The 16,444-nt window shown below is 69.8% G+C and carries 17 protein-coding genes; 6 read left to right on the plus strand and 11 right to left on the minus strand.

Annotation, left to right across the window (positions count from 1 at the left end; genetic code table 11):
- Nucleotides 1–3 precede the first annotated feature (3 nt).
- The gene (locus ACQP1O_RS42580) at nucleotides 4–477 is read left to right on the plus strand and encodes a hypothetical protein (RefSeq protein WP_433563874.1); all 474 of its coding nucleotides are present in this window, start codon (nucleotides 4–6) and stop codon (nucleotides 475–477) included.
- Here ACQP1O_RS42580 and ACQP1O_RS42585 read toward each other — a convergent pair.
- Nucleotides 467–958 (minus strand): DUF4190 domain-containing protein, encoded by a 492-nt coding sequence (locus ACQP1O_RS42585; protein ID WP_433563875.1) that lies wholly within the window; start codon nucleotides 956–958, stop codon nucleotides 467–469. The genes ACQP1O_RS42580 and ACQP1O_RS42585 overlap by 11 nt on opposite strands.
- 9 nt (nucleotides 959–967) lie before the next feature.
- Nucleotides 968–1,741, minus strand: coding sequence for a pirin family protein (locus ACQP1O_RS42590; RefSeq protein WP_433563876.1), 774 nt, complete (start codon nucleotides 1,739–1,741; stop codon nucleotides 968–970).
- 281 nt (nucleotides 1,742–2,022) lie between these two features.
- Here ACQP1O_RS42590 and ACQP1O_RS42595 point away from each other — a divergent pair, with 281 nt between their 5' ends.
- The 3 genes from ACQP1O_RS42595 (at nucleotide 2,023) to ACQP1O_RS42605 (ending at nucleotide 5,620) form a co-directional block, all read left to right on the plus strand.
- Nucleotides 2,023–2,493, plus strand: coding sequence for an NUDIX hydrolase (locus ACQP1O_RS42595; RefSeq protein ID WP_379400771.1), 471 nt, complete (start codon nucleotides 2,023–2,025; stop codon nucleotides 2,491–2,493).
- On the plus strand, nucleotides 2,490–3,836 hold the full coding sequence (locus ACQP1O_RS42600; protein WP_433563877.1) for an MFS transporter: 1,347 nt from the start codon (nucleotides 2,490–2,492) through the stop codon (nucleotides 3,834–3,836). The genes ACQP1O_RS42595 and ACQP1O_RS42600 overlap by 4 nt, the downstream gene beginning before the upstream one ends.
- Nucleotides 3,837–3,955: 119 nt before the next feature.
- The gene (locus ACQP1O_RS42605) at nucleotides 3,956–5,620 is read left to right on the plus strand and encodes a DUF4185 domain-containing protein (RefSeq protein WP_433563878.1); all 1,665 of its coding nucleotides are present in this window, start codon (nucleotides 3,956–3,958) and stop codon (nucleotides 5,618–5,620) included.
- 39 nt (nucleotides 5,621–5,659) lie between these two features.
- Here ACQP1O_RS42605 and ACQP1O_RS42610 read toward each other — a convergent pair whose 3' ends face one another.
- The 3 genes from ACQP1O_RS42610 to ACQP1O_RS42620 are packed head-to-tail and all read right to left on the minus strand — an operon-like array spanning nucleotide 5,660 to nucleotide 8,020.
- The gene (locus ACQP1O_RS42610; RefSeq protein WP_433563879.1) at nucleotides 5,660–6,523 is read right to left on the minus strand and encodes a biotin-dependent carboxyltransferase family protein; all 864 of its coding nucleotides are present in this window, start codon (nucleotides 6,521–6,523) and stop codon (nucleotides 5,660–5,662) included.
- Nucleotides 6,520–7,251: a 5-oxoprolinase subunit B family protein gene (locus ACQP1O_RS42615; RefSeq protein WP_433563880.1), complete on the minus strand. Its 732-nt coding sequence runs from the start codon at nucleotides 7,249–7,251 to the stop codon at nucleotides 6,520–6,522. The genes ACQP1O_RS42610 and ACQP1O_RS42615 overlap by 4 nt, the downstream gene beginning before the upstream one ends.
- Nucleotides 7,252–7,267: 16 nt before the next feature.
- The gene (locus ACQP1O_RS42620) at nucleotides 7,268–8,020 is read right to left on the minus strand and encodes a LamB/YcsF family protein (protein WP_433567997.1); all 753 of its coding nucleotides are present in this window, start codon (nucleotides 8,018–8,020) and stop codon (nucleotides 7,268–7,270) included.
- 132 nt (nucleotides 8,021–8,152) lie between these two features.
- On the opposite strand from ACQP1O_RS42620, the gene ACQP1O_RS42625 reads away from it, so the two are divergent.
- Nucleotides 8,153–9,064 (plus strand): NAD-dependent epimerase/dehydratase family protein, encoded by a 912-nt coding sequence (locus ACQP1O_RS42625; RefSeq protein WP_433563881.1) that lies wholly within the window; start codon nucleotides 8,153–8,155, stop codon nucleotides 9,062–9,064.
- Nucleotides 9,065–9,081: 17 nt separating this feature from the next.
- Here ACQP1O_RS42625 and ACQP1O_RS42630 read toward each other — a convergent pair whose 3' ends face one another.
- Genes ACQP1O_RS42630 through ACQP1O_RS42650 form a run of 5 tightly spaced genes read right to left on the minus strand, consistent with a single transcriptional unit; the run spans nucleotide 9,082 to nucleotide 13,845 of the window.
- Entirely contained in the window at nucleotides 9,082–10,263 is a 1,182-nt protein-coding gene (locus tag ACQP1O_RS42630) for a sulfate/molybdate ABC transporter ATP-binding protein (protein WP_433563882.1), read from the minus strand.
- 4 nt (nucleotides 10,264–10,267) lie between these two features.
- On the minus strand, nucleotides 10,268–11,887 hold the full coding sequence (locus tag ACQP1O_RS42635; protein WP_433563883.1) for a DUF885 domain-containing protein: 1,620 nt from the start codon (nucleotides 11,885–11,887) through the stop codon (nucleotides 10,268–10,270).
- 10 nt (nucleotides 11,888–11,897) lie between these two features.
- The gene (locus tag ACQP1O_RS42640; protein ID WP_433563884.1) at nucleotides 11,898–12,671 is read right to left on the minus strand and encodes an ABC transporter permease; all 774 of its coding nucleotides are present in this window, start codon (nucleotides 12,669–12,671) and stop codon (nucleotides 11,898–11,900) included.
- The gene (modA, locus tag ACQP1O_RS42645; RefSeq protein WP_433567998.1) at nucleotides 12,668–13,411 is read right to left on the minus strand and encodes a molybdate ABC transporter substrate-binding protein; all 744 of its coding nucleotides are present in this window, start codon (nucleotides 13,409–13,411) and stop codon (nucleotides 12,668–12,670) included. Before modA ends, ACQP1O_RS42640 begins: the two co-directional genes overlap by 4 nt.
- A gap of 20 nt (nucleotides 13,412–13,431) precedes the next feature.
- Nucleotides 13,432–13,845: a TOBE domain-containing protein gene (locus ACQP1O_RS42650; protein ID WP_433563885.1), complete on the minus strand. Its 414-nt coding sequence runs from the start codon at nucleotides 13,843–13,845 to the stop codon at nucleotides 13,432–13,434.
- 53 nt (nucleotides 13,846–13,898) lie between these two features.
- On the opposite strand from ACQP1O_RS42650, the gene ACQP1O_RS42655 reads away from it, so the two are divergent.
- On the plus strand, nucleotides 13,899–14,813 hold the full coding sequence (locus ACQP1O_RS42655) for a hypothetical protein (protein ID WP_433563886.1): 915 nt from the start codon (nucleotides 13,899–13,901) through the stop codon (nucleotides 14,811–14,813).
- Nucleotides 14,814–14,833: 20 nt separating this feature from the next.
- Here ACQP1O_RS42655 and ACQP1O_RS42660 read toward each other — a convergent pair whose 3' ends face one another.
- Entirely contained in the window at nucleotides 14,834–16,303 is a 1,470-nt protein-coding gene (locus tag ACQP1O_RS42660; protein WP_433563887.1) for a CCA tRNA nucleotidyltransferase, read from the minus strand.
- Nucleotides 16,304–16,444: the final 141 nt, after the last annotated feature.

A 16,444-nucleotide genomic window follows, 5' to 3' on the forward strand; every position in this document is an offset into this window, starting at 1 on the left:
GCCATGAGCGCGCTGGACCCATCCTCGTATACCGCCACCCAGGAAGCGCTGGCCCGGTGCCGGCGCTATCGCAAGGAGCACGGCCTCTACGGTGTGGTGGACTCGGCGCTGAGCCGAATCATGTTGGAGGTCGGGGCCGTCGGAGCCGTGACCATGCCCGCCGACCTGGGCCGCCGGGTCCGCGACCGCCTGGTCGCCCGGCGCCGCTGCGGGCCCGTCATCGCCCACCCGCGCTCGGGCCGCTGGACCTTCCTGACCGGCCCCACGGACGACTCGTATCACGACACCGCTTTGTTCTCAGACCTTTTCCGCGATTGCGCGTCCGTAGCGCAGCCGGGCAGCACCATCGTGCTGCCGTCTCCCGCGGATGAGCACAGCGCCTACCGCACGTGGATTCACCCACCGGAAGGGGACTTTCGCCCCGAACTGGCCGAGGTGCTGGCCGCCACCCGCGAGTGCCATCCGGTCACCGGGTAGGCGCGGGCGTCAGCGTGACGCTGAACTTGTCCTCGACACGCTTGTTGAATTCCTCCTGGCACTGCTGAATCTTGGACCTGTCGTCGCCGGCCTTGTTCAGGCAGTCGATCAGATCGGTGCCGCCGGTGTCCTTGAAAACGACCCACACCAGCACGCCGACCAGGATGCCGCCGATCAGGCTGATGACGCCCATGATCGCGCCCGCCAGCGCCATTCCGAAGCCGCCGGACGTGCCGCGGCGCGCCTTCGTCGCGGCGATCACGCCGAGAATGATCGCCAGCACGCCGCACAGGACACCGACGATGGTGAGCAGTACCGTCCAGAAGGTGAGCAGGCCCAGGATGCCGAAGACCATCGCGGTGATCGCCATGCCCTTGCGCTGCGGTGATTCCTGCCAGTACTGCGGTCCGCCGGGCGGCGGATAGTTTCCGGGCGGCGGCGGGTACTGGCCGTACTGCCCGGGCGGCGGGTACTGGTTCATGTGTCGATGCTATTGCCCGCCGAGTCGGGCATGCATTTCCCACACCAGAATCTCCGACGGCATGTTCGCGGTGACACGCTGGCCGCCGCTGCGTGTCAACCGCACCGCGTCGCCCTCGTACAGGGTGCCGGCCCCCTCCAGCTCCACCTCGCCGCGCGCGATGAAAAGATGCAGGTAGGGGGCCTCCGGTAGACGGATCTCGGCGGCCTCGCCGGACATCCGGGCCACGTGCAGGGCGGAGTGGCTGCTGGCGATGGCGATGGCGGTGCGGTCGCGGTAGCGGGGCAGGCCCGAGGCCACCGTGATCAGGCCGCCGCCGGCCAGCTCGTCGTCGATCTCCAGCTGCTGATAGCCGGGGGTCAGCCCGGAATCGTCGGGCACCACCCACATCTGGACGAAGTGCACCGGCTCCTGGTGTTCGGGCGCATTGCTGAGCCGCCAGGAATCGTTCTTCTCCGAATGCAGGATGCCGGTGCCGGCGCTCATGCGCTGGGCCAGGCCGGGATAGATGACCCCGCTGTGCCCCAGCGAATCCTGATGGACCAGGCTGCCGCTCAGCACCCAGGTAACGATTTCCATGTCCCGGTGCGGATGAGTCTCGAAGCCCTCGCCGGGCAGGACGATGTCCTCATTGTTGACCAGCAGCAGGCCGTGATGGGTGTTGTCGGGATCGTAGTGTTCCCCGAACGAGAACGAATGCTTCGAATCCAGCCACGACACACGGGTTTTCATGCGGTCGCCGCCACGATGGATATCGATGTGTGGTGTCGTGAGGGTGGACACCGCCGTACTCCTCTCACCGGCGAGCACCGATCGGGTTCCAGGGTAGGGGCCGATACGGCGGCCCAACCTGAATTCCGGGTTAAATTCTAGCGTGAGAGCAGCGCTGCTCCGCACGCCGCCGACCAGGTACTACGCTCTCGGCAACCGGTACGGGCAAATGCCCGGCGATTGTGAGTGCGCGGCGGTGACGCCCGCCCGCATGCCGTCGTACCCGCCAGCGGGTTTCGGTCGGCGACCGTATCATGATGTGCCGCAAGCGAAACGAGAGGGAGAGCAGGGGGATGCGACCCGAGGCACTCGCGGGCATCGAACGCGAGCTCCGACAACAGGCCGAGAGCGAGGGGATCGCTCATTTCGTGGTGGGCGTGGCCGTCTTCCGGGACGGCAAACTGCTGGTCGTGCGGCGTGTCGCCGAAGGCTCGCACGGGGGGATGTGGGAACTGCCCGGCGGCGGCGTGGAATCCGGCGAGTCCTTCGCCGACTGCGTGGCCCGCGAACTGTTCGAGGAGACCGGGCTGAGCGTCGTGCGGATCACCGACGTGCTGGGTGGATTCGACTACGCCACCCGCACCAAGTCCCGGGTACGCAAATACAGCTTCGTGGTCGAGACCGAGGCCGCCGAGATCCGGCTGGACCCCCTCGAGCACGACCGATTCCAGTGGATCGACGCCGACACCGTCGACAACCTGCCGATGGCCGACGATATGCGCGCGGCCGTCTTCGCGCTGGTGACCACGCATCCGTCCCGGTGACCGCGGCGCCGCCGCCGGCCACCCTGCGCGCCCGGCTGACCGCGGTCGCGACCGCGCTCCGCGAGAATCCCGGCACCCTGCGGCTGACGCTGGTCCGGGTGTCCGGACAGTTCGGCGACGGCATGTTCCAGGCCGCGCTCTCGGGCGCGATTCTGTTCAACCCCGAACGCCAGACCGATCCGCTGGCCATCGCCGGAGGCTTCGCGGCCCTGCTGCTGCCGTATTCGATCATCGGCCCATACGCGGGCGCGCTGCTCGACCGCTGGGATCGCCGCCGGGTGCTGCTCTACGCGAACGTACTGCGCGCGCTGCTCATCGTGGCGACCGCGGCGGGCCTGCTGGCCGGGGTGCACGCCACCCCGCTGCTGCTGGGCGCGCTGTCCGTGGTCGGGGTGAGCCGGTTCGTGGGCGCCGGGGTGTCCGCGTCGCTGCCCAAGGTGCTGGCCCAGCGCTGGCTGGTCCCGATGAATTCGGTGCTGGCGACGGTGGCCTCGGGGTGCGCGATCCTGGGCGCGGGCCTGGCCTTCTCGGTCATCGGGCTGATCGGGGCGGGCGACTTCGGCTCGGCGGTGGCCGCGGCCGGCAGCGCCTCCGGTTCGATCGCGGGCGGGCTGGTGGTGGCCGGATTCCGGCCCCACGCACTGGGACCCGACCGCGGCGAACACGCCGCGGCGCGAGGCGGGTGGAGCACGGTGCGGGCCATCGCCGCCGGACTGCGTGAGGGCGCCACCGCGGCCTGGCGGTCCCGGGAGGTGACCACGACCTTCCTGGGGATCGGCGCGCACCGCATCGTCTTCGGCGCGGACACCCTGCTGATGGTGCTGGTGCTGCGCCGCGGCGACGAGGCCGCGGTGGGGACGCATCTCGCGAAATTCAGCGCGGCCATCACCGCGACCGGGGCGGGCATGCTCACGGCGGCCGTGGTCGCGCCGGTGCTGATTCCCCGGCTCGGCCGGCCGCGGACGGTGGTGACCGGCCTGGTGACGGCGATCGCGGTACAGCTGGGCCTGGTCACACCGATCACCGTCGCCACCGGGGACGCCGAGCGGCGGGCGGAGCTGCTGTTGCTGGCGGCGGCCTTCCTGCTCGGGCTGGTGGGCCAGGTCATCAAGCTGACCGGGGACGCGGCCATGCAGATCGATATCGACGACGCGCACCGCGGGCAGGTCTTCGCCTTGCAGGACACGGTCTTCAACATCACCTTCGTCCTGGCGCTGGCGGGTACCGCGGTACTGATTCCGGCGGACGGCCGCTCACCTGCGGTGGTGGTGGCCGCGGCGGCGGTCTATGCCGGCGGCGTCCTGGCCATTGCCGCCAATTCACGCCGACGGGTCGGTACGTAGCCGATACAGGTATCGGCTCGGTCACACCCCTCCGGCGACACGACGAGACAGCTCCGCGGATGTGGCCCGGACGACTACGGTGAGGTGGATCCGATCACGGACGAGGAGACGCACCACGGATGATTGCGCGGCGCTCCGAAGCACCTGCGGCCCTTGCGCTCTCCAGCCTGGCAATGGCCGCGGTCATGCTGCTGCCCGCCACACCCGCCACCGCCGCTCCCTCGGCCCCCTGGGCCCCGCCGCCGTTGAACGCCTGCGGCGAAACGGGATTCGATCCGCTGGCCCGCGAACCCGACCCGGATGTGCCACTGCCGCAACCACAACCGCCCGACAACACCATCCACATTCCGGTCCCGGTCCCGCAGTTCACGCCGGTCCCCATCCCGGGTCCGCGGCAGGACGACACCCGTATCGATCCCGCGCCGCTGCCCGCGGACCCGTGTGTCAATCCGTGCCCGGACCTGCGCAACGACCAGAGTCCCAGGCCGGAAACCCTTGCGCCCGAGAGTGATCCGGCCGATCCTCCTGGTGACTCGCCCGACTCCTCCGGAGATCCGGGCACCGGCGATGACCAACCCACCCCGGAACCGGCGCCCGAACCCACCCCCGCACCGCAGGCCGACAGCGGCTCCGGCGGGATTCAGCTGCCGCACATCCAGATGGACCAGGTTCCGGAGACCGTCCCGATCCCGGTGCCCGGCGGCGATCCCGAGCCACCGCAGCCCCAGCCCGCGCCCGCCGTGCAGCCAATGGCTCCCGCGCCCGTCGCCGCTCCCGTGGCCCCTGCCGAGCTCGGCTCGCTGGCGCTGGTGAACCAGGTGACCGGGCACGGCTCCACCAATCGCACCGATATGCGCTGGTCGGTGGACGGCACCGACCTGGGCATCATGTGGGAGTCCGAGCCCGGGCAGATCGCCGTCGCCTTCGGTGACACCTTCGGCAAGGGCTGGGGGCCGATCGGCGCGGGCACCGGGGACCAGGACTGGCGCAGCAATTCCATCGCGTTCAGCAGCAATCGCGATCTCTCCCAGGGCCTGCTGCTGGACACCTTCGCCCAGGACAGCCGCTGTCACGCCGCCGAGATCCTGAGCAGCCGCAAAATCGACAACTTCGAGATCACCACCATCCCGACCTCCGGCTTCGCGCTGAACGGGCGGCAGTACCTGACCTACATGTCGATAGCCCGGTGGAGTCGCCACAAGCCGGGCATGTGGTGGACCAATCTGGGCGGGCTGGCCTGGTCCGACGACAACGGCGCGACCTGGACCAAATCCGAATGGGCGCGCTGGGACAACTTCTTCGGGCTGGGACGGTTCCAGGTCATGGGCATGGCGCCGCACGACGGGTACGTGTACATGTTCGGCACGCCCAACGGGCGGTTCGGCACCATCGGGCTGGCCCGGGTGCCCGCCGGCCAGGTGCTCAACAAGTCGGCCTACCAGTACTGGATCGCCGATACCTGGGTGCCTGCCCTGGGGCCAGACGAACAGCTCGCCACGCCGATCCTGTCCGGGACCGCCGGTGAGCTGTCGGTGCGCTACGACGAGTCGACCGGGCAGTGGCAGATGGTCTACCTGGATCTGGACCGCCACGCCATCGTGCTGCGCACCGCCGCCGAACCACAGGGCACCTGGACCGATCCGGTGACCCTGGTCGACACCGACGACTATCCGACGACCTACGGCGGGTACATCCATCCGTGGTCGAGCGGGAAGGACCTGTACTTCACCATGTCGGCGTGGAACAGCTACAACGTGTACCTCATGCACGCGACGCTGAAGTAGCGACTCCGGCGATCCTCCGGCAGCGCAACGGAATCCGCGTCAGTCGACCTTCCGGAAGCGAAGGGCCTGACCCGGGCGGGCCTGCGCCACGCAGTCCACATCGGCATCGACCACCACCGCGATCACCGGATAACCGCCGGTGATCGGATGATCCGCCAGGAAGACGACGGGCTGGCCGCTGGGCGGCACCTGCACCGAGCCCAAAGCCATACCCTCCGTGGGTAATTCGCTCGGTACGCTGCGCCGCAGGGCAGGCCCGCTGCGCCGGTCCAGCCGCGCGCCGATCCGGTCGGTGTCCGGGGAGACCGTCCACTCGCCCGCGAAGAGGGCGGCGGCGTCGGTGAACCAGTCGGCCCGCGGACCGGGCACGGCACGTACCGTGAGCAGGTCGTTGCCCAGCGCCGGCACCGGCGCGACATCCACGATGGGCAGCGCCCGCGGCGGCTTTCCCACCGGGAGCAGATCGCCCGGATGCAGCGGGTCGGGGCCGATGCCGGAGAGGGTGTCGCGACTGCGGGAGCCCAGCACCGGCGCGACCTCGATGCCGCCGCGCACCGCCACATAGGTGCGCAGGCCGGTGCCGGCGATGCCGAGCCGGAGCCGTTGCCCCTCCTCGATTTCCAGCACGCTGGCCGCGCCCATGGGGCGGTCGTCGACGGTGACCGGGGCCGGTGCGCCGGTCACCGCCACCGTGACGTGCTGATCGGCGAGCAGTTCCAGACCGCCCAGCAGCACCTCGATACCCGCCGCGCCCTCCGGATTCCCGACCAGGCGATTGGCCAGCCGCAGCGAAGCACGGTCCGCCGCGCCCGCGGTGCCCACCCCGGAGTCGAACCAGCCCGGGCGGCCCAGGTCCTGAATGGTGGCCAGGGGGCCGACTCGGACGACACGTAATCCGCTCATGAGCCCGTCCCCACATCCACGAATCGGACCCGGGCGCCCGCCCGCACCAGGGCGGGCGGGTCCCGATCCACATCCCACATCGAGAGGTCGGTGGTCCCGATCAGCTGCCAGCCGCCCGGGCTGCGGCGGGGGTAGACGGCCGAATAGCCGCCCGCCAGCGCCACCGCCCCCGCGGGGATTGCGGTGCGGGCCCGAGCCCGCCGCGGCACGGTCAGGCGGCCGTCCGGCGATTCGAGATAGCCGAAGCCGGGCGCGAAACCCACGAAGGCACAACGCCATACGGTGCCGGTGTGCTGGGCGACGACCTCGGCCGCGGTCAGGCCGAGCAGGCGCGCGACCTCGGGCAGATCCTCGCCGTCGTAGCGGACCGGGATCACCACGGGCTCGACGGGGGCGCCGTTGCCGGCCACCGCATCGAACGGATGGCCGGTCCGGTCCGGCCGCCGACCGGGCCGGCTGCGGTCACCGGCGGTGACCCGGGCCGCCGCGTCGAGCCGGACCAGCAAGACCCGCAGCTGCTTTCGCACCGAAACCGCCGATCGCTGCGAATCCAGCGTCACCAGCACCGTTTCCGCGGCCGGCAGAACATCGACCACCCCCGTCGGACGCGGCTGCAGGGCGGACACCAGATCGGCCACCATGGCGCGCAGCGGTGGAATCACCAGCAGCGCACGGTCACCCGCCGCCCGCACCTCGCCGACGTCGTCGAATTCAACGGGATCGGTCATAACCATCCACCCCGGATCACGCGAAAGCCCGGACGGACGTGCCGGATTCGTCGAGCGCGGCCCGAATCCGGCGCGCCATCTCGACCGCGGCCGGCGTATCGCCGTGCACGCAGATACTGGCCGCCGTCACCGCCACCGTGCCGCCGTCCACGCTGGTCGCCTTGCCGTCCCGCGCGATCGACAGCGCCTGCGTCACCGCCGCGTCCGCACCGAGCACCGAGCCCGGCAGTCCGCGCGGTGCGAGCAGCCCCTCCGGCGTATAGGCGCGATCGGCGAAACCCTCACCGACGAACGGGGTTCCGGCGGCCAGCGCCGCCCGCTCGAGCTCGGTACCGGCCGGGCCCAGCAGGGCCAGCCGTGCATCGAACTCCCGCAGCGCGAGGACGATGGCGTCCGCGAGCGCACGGTCCGCGGCGGCCTGGTGGTACAGCGCGCCATGGGGTTTCACGTAGCGCACCCGGTCTCCGGCGGCGCGGGCGAAGGCGTCGAGGCTGCCGATCTGATACAGCGTCTCGTCACGCAGCGCGGCCGGGGCGATCGCGATGGCACGGCGACCGAACCCGGGCAGATCACGATGGCCGACGTGCGCGCCGATGCGGACGCCCTTCTCGACGGCCAGCGCGCAGGTGCGGCGCATGATGGCCGGATCCCCGGCGTGGAATCCGCACGCGATATTGGCGCTGGTGACCACGTCCAGCATGGCGGCGTCGTCACCCATGGTGTAGTCGCCGAAGCCCTCGCCGAGGTCGCTGTTCAGATCCAGCGTCATATGCGTCCTCCAGCTGTTCGTCGTGATCCGATTGTGGGCGCGGCCCGCATCCGGCGACAAGAATGTCACGCCAGAAACTGTGTCATGGATCACAGACGTGTGGTGTCACTTCCGGCGGGCATTCCTTGTCCCATGGACATGAACGACACCAAGAACATCCTCCTGGCAGGTGCGAGCGGCGTCCTCGGCGGGCATATCACCCACGCCCTGCAGGAGCACGGCTACACGGTTCTGTCCCTCGGAAGGGGCGCCGGCAACGACGTGGTCGCCGACCTGATGGACCGCGACCAGCTGCTGCGCGCGGTCGAGGGGCTGACCGTCGACACGGTCGTGCACGCGGCCACGGCGCTGCGCAAGGCGCCCATGCGGCACCGTGACATGTACGCCACCGACGACCTGCGCGTCACCGGCACCGCCAACCTGGTGGCGGCCGCACAGCTGGTCGGGGCACGGCGCATGATCGCCGAATCGATGGTCTTCGGCTACGGCTACCGCGACTTCGGCGACCACGTCCTCACCGAGACCGACGAATTCGGCCGCGGCGGAAAGGGACCGGACGTCCGGCACCTGGAGGGCATGCGCGTGAAGGAGGAGCTCATGCTGAACACCCCTGGCATCGAGGGGATTTCACTGCGCTACGGCTTCTTCTACGGACAGGGCGGCACCGAATCGATCGTCGAGATGCTGCGCAAGCGGCAGCTGCCCGCGGTGAACGACCACGGGCGGGTGCTGCCCTGGATCAACCTCGCCGACGCGGGCGCGGCCATGGCGTACGCCGTCGAGGGCGGGACCCCCGGATCGGCCTACAACATCGTCGACGACGGCCCGCTCGGCTTCGGGGCGCACGTGCGGCTGGTGGCCGAAACCTTCGGCACGCCCAAGCCGTTCACCGTGCCCGGCGCGCTGCTGCGGCCCATGGCGTACCTGTACGAGATGACGCGGGCCAGCATGCGGGTCTCGAATGCCAAGGCCGAGGCCGAACTCGGCTGGAAGCCACAGTATTCGAACTGCGCCGAGGGCCTGCGCGCCCTGGCGGCCGCCTGAATGCGTCCGGCGACAGGTCAATACGGATAGACCTCTACTTCGGTCGCCTTCACCGCGAAGTACACCTCCATCCCGGGAACGACACCGAGCTGGGCCACGGCGGCCGGAGTCAGATCCGCCGCCAGGCCCGCGGCCGCCCCCGGACCGTCCACCCCGCGTACCCGCACCAGACCGCCGCGATCCTCCAGCTCCGCCACCCGCACCCGGAACACATTGCGGGGACTGCCCTCCGGATGCTCCAGGTGGACCGCCACCGCCACCGGCGAGAACACCGCCGCCGCCCGGCCGGCGGCCGTCCACTTGCCCTCGGACCTGCCGAAGACCTCGACCGTCCCGTCCGTGACCGCACCCAGCCCGGCGCTGCCGCCGCTCACGGCCGCCCCCATGATGAGGTTGACTCCGGCGATCCGGGCTGCGAACCGGCTGCGGGGTCGCGCCAATACCGCAGCCACCGAACCGGACTCGATCACCCGCCCGGCCTCGATGACCATGACCCGATCGGCCAGGGTCACCGCGTCGATGATGTCGTGTGTCACCAGAATCGTGGCGCTGGGCCGGGCATCCGGCAGCGTCACGGGATGCGCGGCGATATCCCGTGCGGTGGCGACCGACTCGCCATTTCCGTCGTCCGCACTGCCGGACGGAGGTTCCCGCAGGACTCTCCGCAGCAGCGCCCGCATGGCAGGCGCCGCGGTCACATCCAGCGCGGCCATCGGCTCGTCCAGCAGCAACACCCGGGGGTGCACGGCCAGCGCGCGCGCCAGGGCAACGCGCTGCGCCTGACCGCCGGACAGTGACCGGGGCGACCGGTCCGCGAATTCCTCGGCATCGACGGCCCGCAGCCATTCCCGTGCGAGAGCGGTGGCGGCCCGGCCGCGCACGCCCCGGCTGCGCGGCCCGAAGGCCACATTCGCGGCCACCGACAGATGAGGGAAGAGCAGAGCCTCCTGCGCCAGCAACGAGACGGCCCGCCGATGCGGCGCCACCGCAATGCCTTTCGCGACGTCCGTCAGCACCCGCTCGCCCAGCCGGACCTGGCCCTCGTCCGGAATCACCAGTCCGGCAACCACATCCAGCAGAGTCGACTTTCCCGCGCCGTTGGGGCCGAGCACGGCCAGCACTTCCCCGGCCGGAATGTCCAGCCGCACCTCGAAATCCCGGTCCGCCAGGCGCGCGGATACCGCCAGTCCGCTGGTCATCGAATCAGCTCCCGTCGATCCCGAGCAGGGTGCGCAGATGGCGCGGGGCGGGGGAGCCGTGGGACAGCATGGCGTCGTGCCAGTCACGCAGGGGAGTGGCGGCCGGGCGAGCCGCGGCCACGGCGGCGACCTCGGTGTAGCCGACGAAATAGGTCGAGAGCTGGGTGGAGCTGAGCAGGGTGCGGCGCCACTTGCCGGCGGCCTCGCCCTCCTCCTGGAGGCCGCGGTCCCGCATCAGCCGCAGGGCCTCGGCTTCGGTCATGCCGTCGCAGTGCACCGACTGGTCGAGGATGGCGTTGATGGTCATGCGCAGGTGGGACTTCAGCTGCTGCAACCGCACCGGCAGGCCGCCGAAACCGTGGTCGGCCATGAGTTTCTCGGTATAGACCGCCCAGCCCTCGATGAACGTGCCGCTCCAGCACAGCGCACGCACGGGGGTGGAGCCGCGGAAGCGGCGCGACCGGGCGAGTTGCAGATAGTGACCGGGCATGGCCTCGTGCACGGTCAGATTGCGCATCATGTGGTTGTTGTATTCGCGATAGAACGAGGTCACCCGCTCGGGCGACCAGTCCGCCGGGGTCGGTGCGATGGCGAAAAATGTGGGCAGCTCGGCGGTTTCGAGCGGGCCGACCGGATCGCAGTACGCCACCGCCACCCCGCGCGCGAACTCCGGCATCTTCTGGATGACCAGTGGATCCTCGACCAGGGTGGCCAGGTCGTGGTCACGGACGAAGGCGGTGGCCTCCGCCAGCGCCGCGGCCGCCACCGCGACCACCGTGTCATCGGCCGGGCGGTCCGCCGACAATTGCGCCAGGGCCCGGCGGACGGTCTCCGCATCCGGATTCGCGACACCCAGCAGTTCGCCTGCCGCGGAGCGGATCTCGCCGGTCAGCTGATCCAGGTGCCGGTGCGCGCGGTCCAGGATCTCCCGCGCACCCAGCTCGGTGTCCAGGGTGTGCCAGAGCTTGGCCTCCCACAGCCTGCGGCCCAGACGCGGATCGCGGTCCGCGCCCTCGACCCGGCCGGTGAGCCACGAGGTGAAGTCGGTCAGCGCCGACATCGCCGCGGTGGCAGCGGGTTCGATCTCGAAGCCGGGCACCTCGGCGGCCAGCGCGGGCACCTGGTCACGCACCAGCGCGGTCACGCCGCCGAACTGGCCGATGGCGGTCTCGACGTGTACGCGAGGCATCTCGCCGAGCAGCGCGCGGGCGGTGGCCAGCGCGTCGGGCAGCGCCGCCAGCCGGTCGCGCAGCGCCGCCAGCCGCACCTCGGCGGGCGCGAACGGCCGCGCCATCAGGTGGTGGATCAGCGGTCCGGGATTGTGCACGAGCGGATTCCACTCGTGCTCACGGATTTCGATGAGCTCGAACAGCAGGCCGTCGACCCGCTGCTGCAGGAGCGCGAGATCGACGCCGTCCGCGGGGGCCAGGTCGTCCGGATCGACCTCGGCCAGGGTGTGCGAGGCCTCGCGCAGCAGCTCGGCGTGCCCGCGCACCGCCTCCGCCGACCAGTCGGGGAGTCGATGATCGGCGCGGTGGTCGCCGACCGAGGCGGCCAGCTGCGGGCCGGCGGTCAGCAGCGCTTCGACGATGCGCTCGGCACGGGAGGCGAATATCGGCGACATGGCAGCCACGCTAGCGCGCCTCCGGCCGCCGGTAGGCCACCAGCACGATCACCGCCGCGACCAGCACCAGCAGCAGCGAAAGCGCCACGGCGGCATCCGGATCGGACTCGCGCTGGAGATAGATCTCCAGCGGCAGCGTGCGGGTCTTCCCCTGCAGGCTTCCCGCGAAGGTGAGTGTCGCGCCGAACTCGCCCAGGGCGCGGGCGAAGGCCAGGATCGTGCCCGATACCAGTGCCGGGCGCAGCAGCGGCAATGTCACCCGCCACCATACGTGCGACGGCCGCGCCCCGAGCGTCGCGGCAATGCGTTCGTAGCGGTCACCCGCGGTGCGCATCGCGCCCTCCAGCGTGATCACCAGGAACGGCAGCGCCACGAAGGTCTGCGACAGCACCACCGCGGTCGTGCTGAACGCGATGCGGATGCCGAGCGACTCCAGCTGGTGGCCCACCAGCCCGTTCCGCCCGAACAGGTACAGCAGCGCCAGACCACCCACCACCGGTGGTAGTACCAAGGGCAGCAACACCAGTGCACGCAGCGCCGGCAGCGCCCGCCAGCGCGAGCGGGCCAGCACCGCGGCCATCGGCACACCCAGCAGTACGCACAGCAGCGCGGCCGCAACGGAGGTGCGCAGGCTCAGCAGCAGCGCCACCCGCGAGGACTCCGAGGTGATCAGATCCAGGAAATGCGACCAGTCCACCGCCCCGGTCAGCGCCACCAGCGGACCGGCCACCAGCACGAAGCCGATGGCCGCCGGCAGCAGCAGCCAGACCGGGGGTTTGATCACGGCCGCCCGAAACCGGCCTGCTGCAGCGCCTGCTGGCCATCGGGCCCGGTGACCAGCGTGACGAAGTCCTCGGCGGCCGCGGCGTTCTTCGAATCCGCCACGGTGGCAATCGGATAGGTGTTCACCGCGGTCGCGGACTCGGGGAAGTTCACCGTCGTCACCTTGGTACCAGCGCCCGCCGCGTCGGTGACGTAGACCAGGCCCGCGTCGGCCTGCCCCGAGGTCACCTTGGCCAGCACGTCGGTCACCGAGGACTCCTCGCTGACCGGCGAAATCGACACGCCCGCACCGGAGGTCACCTTCTTGGTGGCAGAACCGCACGGCACCTGCGGCGCACACACCACCAGGCGCAAGCCGGACTTGGACAGATCCGCCAGCGAACCGATGTGCGCCGGATTGCCCGGCGGCGTCACGATGGTGAGGACATTGGTGGCGAAAGTCTGGGGCTTGTCGGTGATCCGGCCGCCCTTCACCGCCTTGTCCATGTTCGCCTGATCGGCGGAGGCGAAGACGTCGGCGGGCGCGCCCTGATTCAACTGCGCCACCAGATCCGAGGAACCGGCGAAGGAGAAGGTCACCTTCGTGCCGGGGTGAGCGCTCTCGTACTTGGTGCCCAGCTGAGTGAACACCTGCTTGAGCGAGGCGGCCGCGAAGACCGTGATCGTCTTGGTGTCACTGCTGTCCGAGGAGGAACCGCAGCCCGACAGCAGACCCGCGCCCAGTACCGCGGTCGCGGCCAGCGCGGCTCCGGACCTGGAACCTAGGCCGTGCCACCGGTTTCCGTGGCGGTCTCCACCACCACCGTGGTGGCCTTCACGCTCGCCCACGCCACGCTGCCGGGTTGCAGCCCCAGCTCGCGCACCGACTCGCTGCTCATCAACGACACGACTGTGAACGGTCCGCATTGCATCTCCACCTGTGCCATCACGGTATCGGCCACCACTCTGGTGACCAGTCCGGGAAAACGATTGCGTGCCGAACTGGCACTAGCCATCCGGGTCTGCGGAGTGCGAGCCTGCTCGACGGCCAGTTCCGCGAGCTCGCTGCCATCCACCACCAGGCGACCGGACTCGTCCTTGCGCGCGGACAGCACGCCACCGTCGATCCAGCGGCGCACGGTGTCGTCGCTGACGCCCAGCAGCTGGGCTGCGTCACGAATCCGAATTTCGGGCATGACAAGCAGAATAGATCCGCAAATACGGAAGTACCAATCGAATCGATCCGTAGATGCGGACGGCAACGGCACACAAGGTGTTCCAGTTCACTTTCGTGCCGCTGGCGCCGTCACCGGCGGCCAGTACGCTCGAAGCAATCATGGCCACGTATTTCGATCCGAAGGCCTGGTCACCCCTGCGCGCGGTGGACCTGGGCATGGACCTCGGAAGACGCTTGTTCGACCAGAGCTGGCTGGACCAGTGGACCAGTTTCACCACCGCCTGGCTCGAACCAGCCGCCGACTTCGGAGCCGGGACAGTCACCGCGCTCATGCCCGACGTCCTCATGACGCTGCTGTCGGAGGGCATCCTCAGCCAGTTCGGCGGGCAGGAGGTCAGCGCCACCCTGCTCGGCCACGACCTGCGAGCCACCCTTCACACGCTCAAGGTGCGTCGGCGCGGGGCCCACTTTCAGACCAAAACCGTTCTCACCGGACTGATCTGGAACACCCACCCCATCGAGGAACTCACCGTCATCGCCCACGGCGTGCGGCTGATACCCGGCGTTCCCACCAGGCTGCGGACCTCACAGCTCGACCTCAGCGGCGTGATAACCCTTGCGGCACTGCTGGAGTGGATCAACACCTGGCAGCCCGACTGGGAACTGCGGCCCGCCGACGACGGGCTCGTCCTGGCCCGCCACCGGCGCCGCAGTATCCGGGCGCTGGCCGCGGCCGAGATCACCGACAACGTCCTGTCCATCACCGTGCACCGGGCCCACTGGCGAAAGGTTCGCGCGCCCAGGCGATTCACGACGCTGAACCCGATTCCGCTGTCGGGGCTGCCCAGCGAGGCGCGGATCAGCCGGGCCGAACACGTCGGGGAGCACGTGTTCTTCAGCGTCGACCTGCCCGCGATCAGCGGCTCGTTCGATCTCGCGCAGATCCGCTCGGCCATCGTCGCGGGGACGACGCTGATCATCTTCTAGGCGAACCCCGGCTCCCGGGGCTATCGAACCTGCTGTGTCGGCCACCATTCGAGCAGGGCCGCCTCGGCTTCTTCACGGGTCATCGGACCACGGTCCAGGCGCAGTTCCTTCAGGAAACGCCACGCCTTGCCGACATCCGGGCCCGGCTTCAGGTCCAGCAACTCCATGATCGAATTGCCGTCCAGATCCGGGCGCACCCGCTCCAGATCCTCCTGCTCCCGCAGGCGTTCGATCCGGGTCTCCAGATCGTCGTAGGTCGAACGCAGGGCGGCGGCGCGGCGCTTGTTGCGGGTGGTGCAGTCGGCGCGGACCAGCTTGTGCAGACGGGGGAGCAGCTCACCGCCGTCGGTCACGTAGCGGCGCACCGCAGAATCGGTCCACTGGCCCTTGCCGTAGCCGTGGAAACGCAGGTGCAGGTACACCAGCCGCGCCACGTCCTCGGTGAACTGCTTCGGATACTTCAAGGCGCGCATGCGCTTTCGCACCATCTTCGCGCCCACCACCTCGTGATGGTGGAAGCTGACCCCGCCGCCGGGCTCATTGCGCTTGGTCGGCGGCTTGCCGATGTCGTGCAGCAGGGCGGCCCAGCGCAACACCAGATCCGGATCGCCCTGCTCCTGATCGATGGCCTGACGCAGCACGGTCAGTGAATGCTGGTAGACGTCCTTGTGCTGATGGTGCTCGTCGATCTCCAGCTGCATGGCCGGGACCTCCGGCAGCACCCGTTCGGCCAGGCCGGTCTCGACCATGACGTCGATGCCCTCGGTCGGGTATTCGCCGCCGATCAGCTTGTCCAGCTCGGCCCGCACCCGCTCGGCCGTGATGCGGTCGATCTCCGGGGCCATCTCGACGATCGCCGTCCGCACCCGCGGCGCCGGCCGGAAACCCAGCTGCGAGACGAAGCGTGCGGCACGCAGCATGCGCAGCGGGTCGTCGTGGAACGAATCATGCGGCAGCGCAGGCGTATCCAGCACCCCGGCCAGCAGCGCCTCGACGCCGTTCAGCGGATCCACGAACTCCAGCTCGCCCAGCGCGCCGATGCGCACCGCCATCGCGTTCACCGTGAAATCGCGGCGCACCAGATCACCCTCGAGGGTGTCGCCGAAGGTGACCTCCGGATTGCGCGAGACCCGGTCGTATGTGTCGCTGCGGAAGGTGGTGATCTCCAGCTGCTGCCCGGACTTGGCCGCGCTCACCGTGCCGAAGGCCAGACCGCCGGTGTCCCACAGGTGATCGGCCCAGCCGCGCATGAGCTCCTGCACCACCTCGGGGCGGGCGTCGGTGGTGAAGTCCAGATCGGTGCCCAACCGGCCGAGCACCGCGTCGCGCACACTGCCGCCGACCAGATACAGCTGATGACCGTGCGCGGCGAACAGTTCACCCAGCGGAGTCAGGACATCCGAGAGCCGTCCCAGCGTTATCGCGGCCGCCGCCAGCAGGCGAGTACGACGATCCTCTACAGCTGCTTCCTCGGACTTCGGCGAAACCACGAAAACGCAGCTTAGTCGGTCGGGGCCGCGATCCCCGAAAAGCGTCCCGCCGCTCCCGCCGGTCACCCGGCGTGCCGCGCCACGACCGGCGTCTACCTGCTATGAGAGCTCTGTATATATAGGAGCTACTCCGCTGGGGCG

The organism is Nocardia sp. CA-151230 (assembly GCF_050942175.1).
In the GTDB taxonomy this organism is placed as follows: domain Bacteria; phylum Actinomycetota; class Actinomycetes; order Mycobacteriales; family Mycobacteriaceae; genus Nocardia.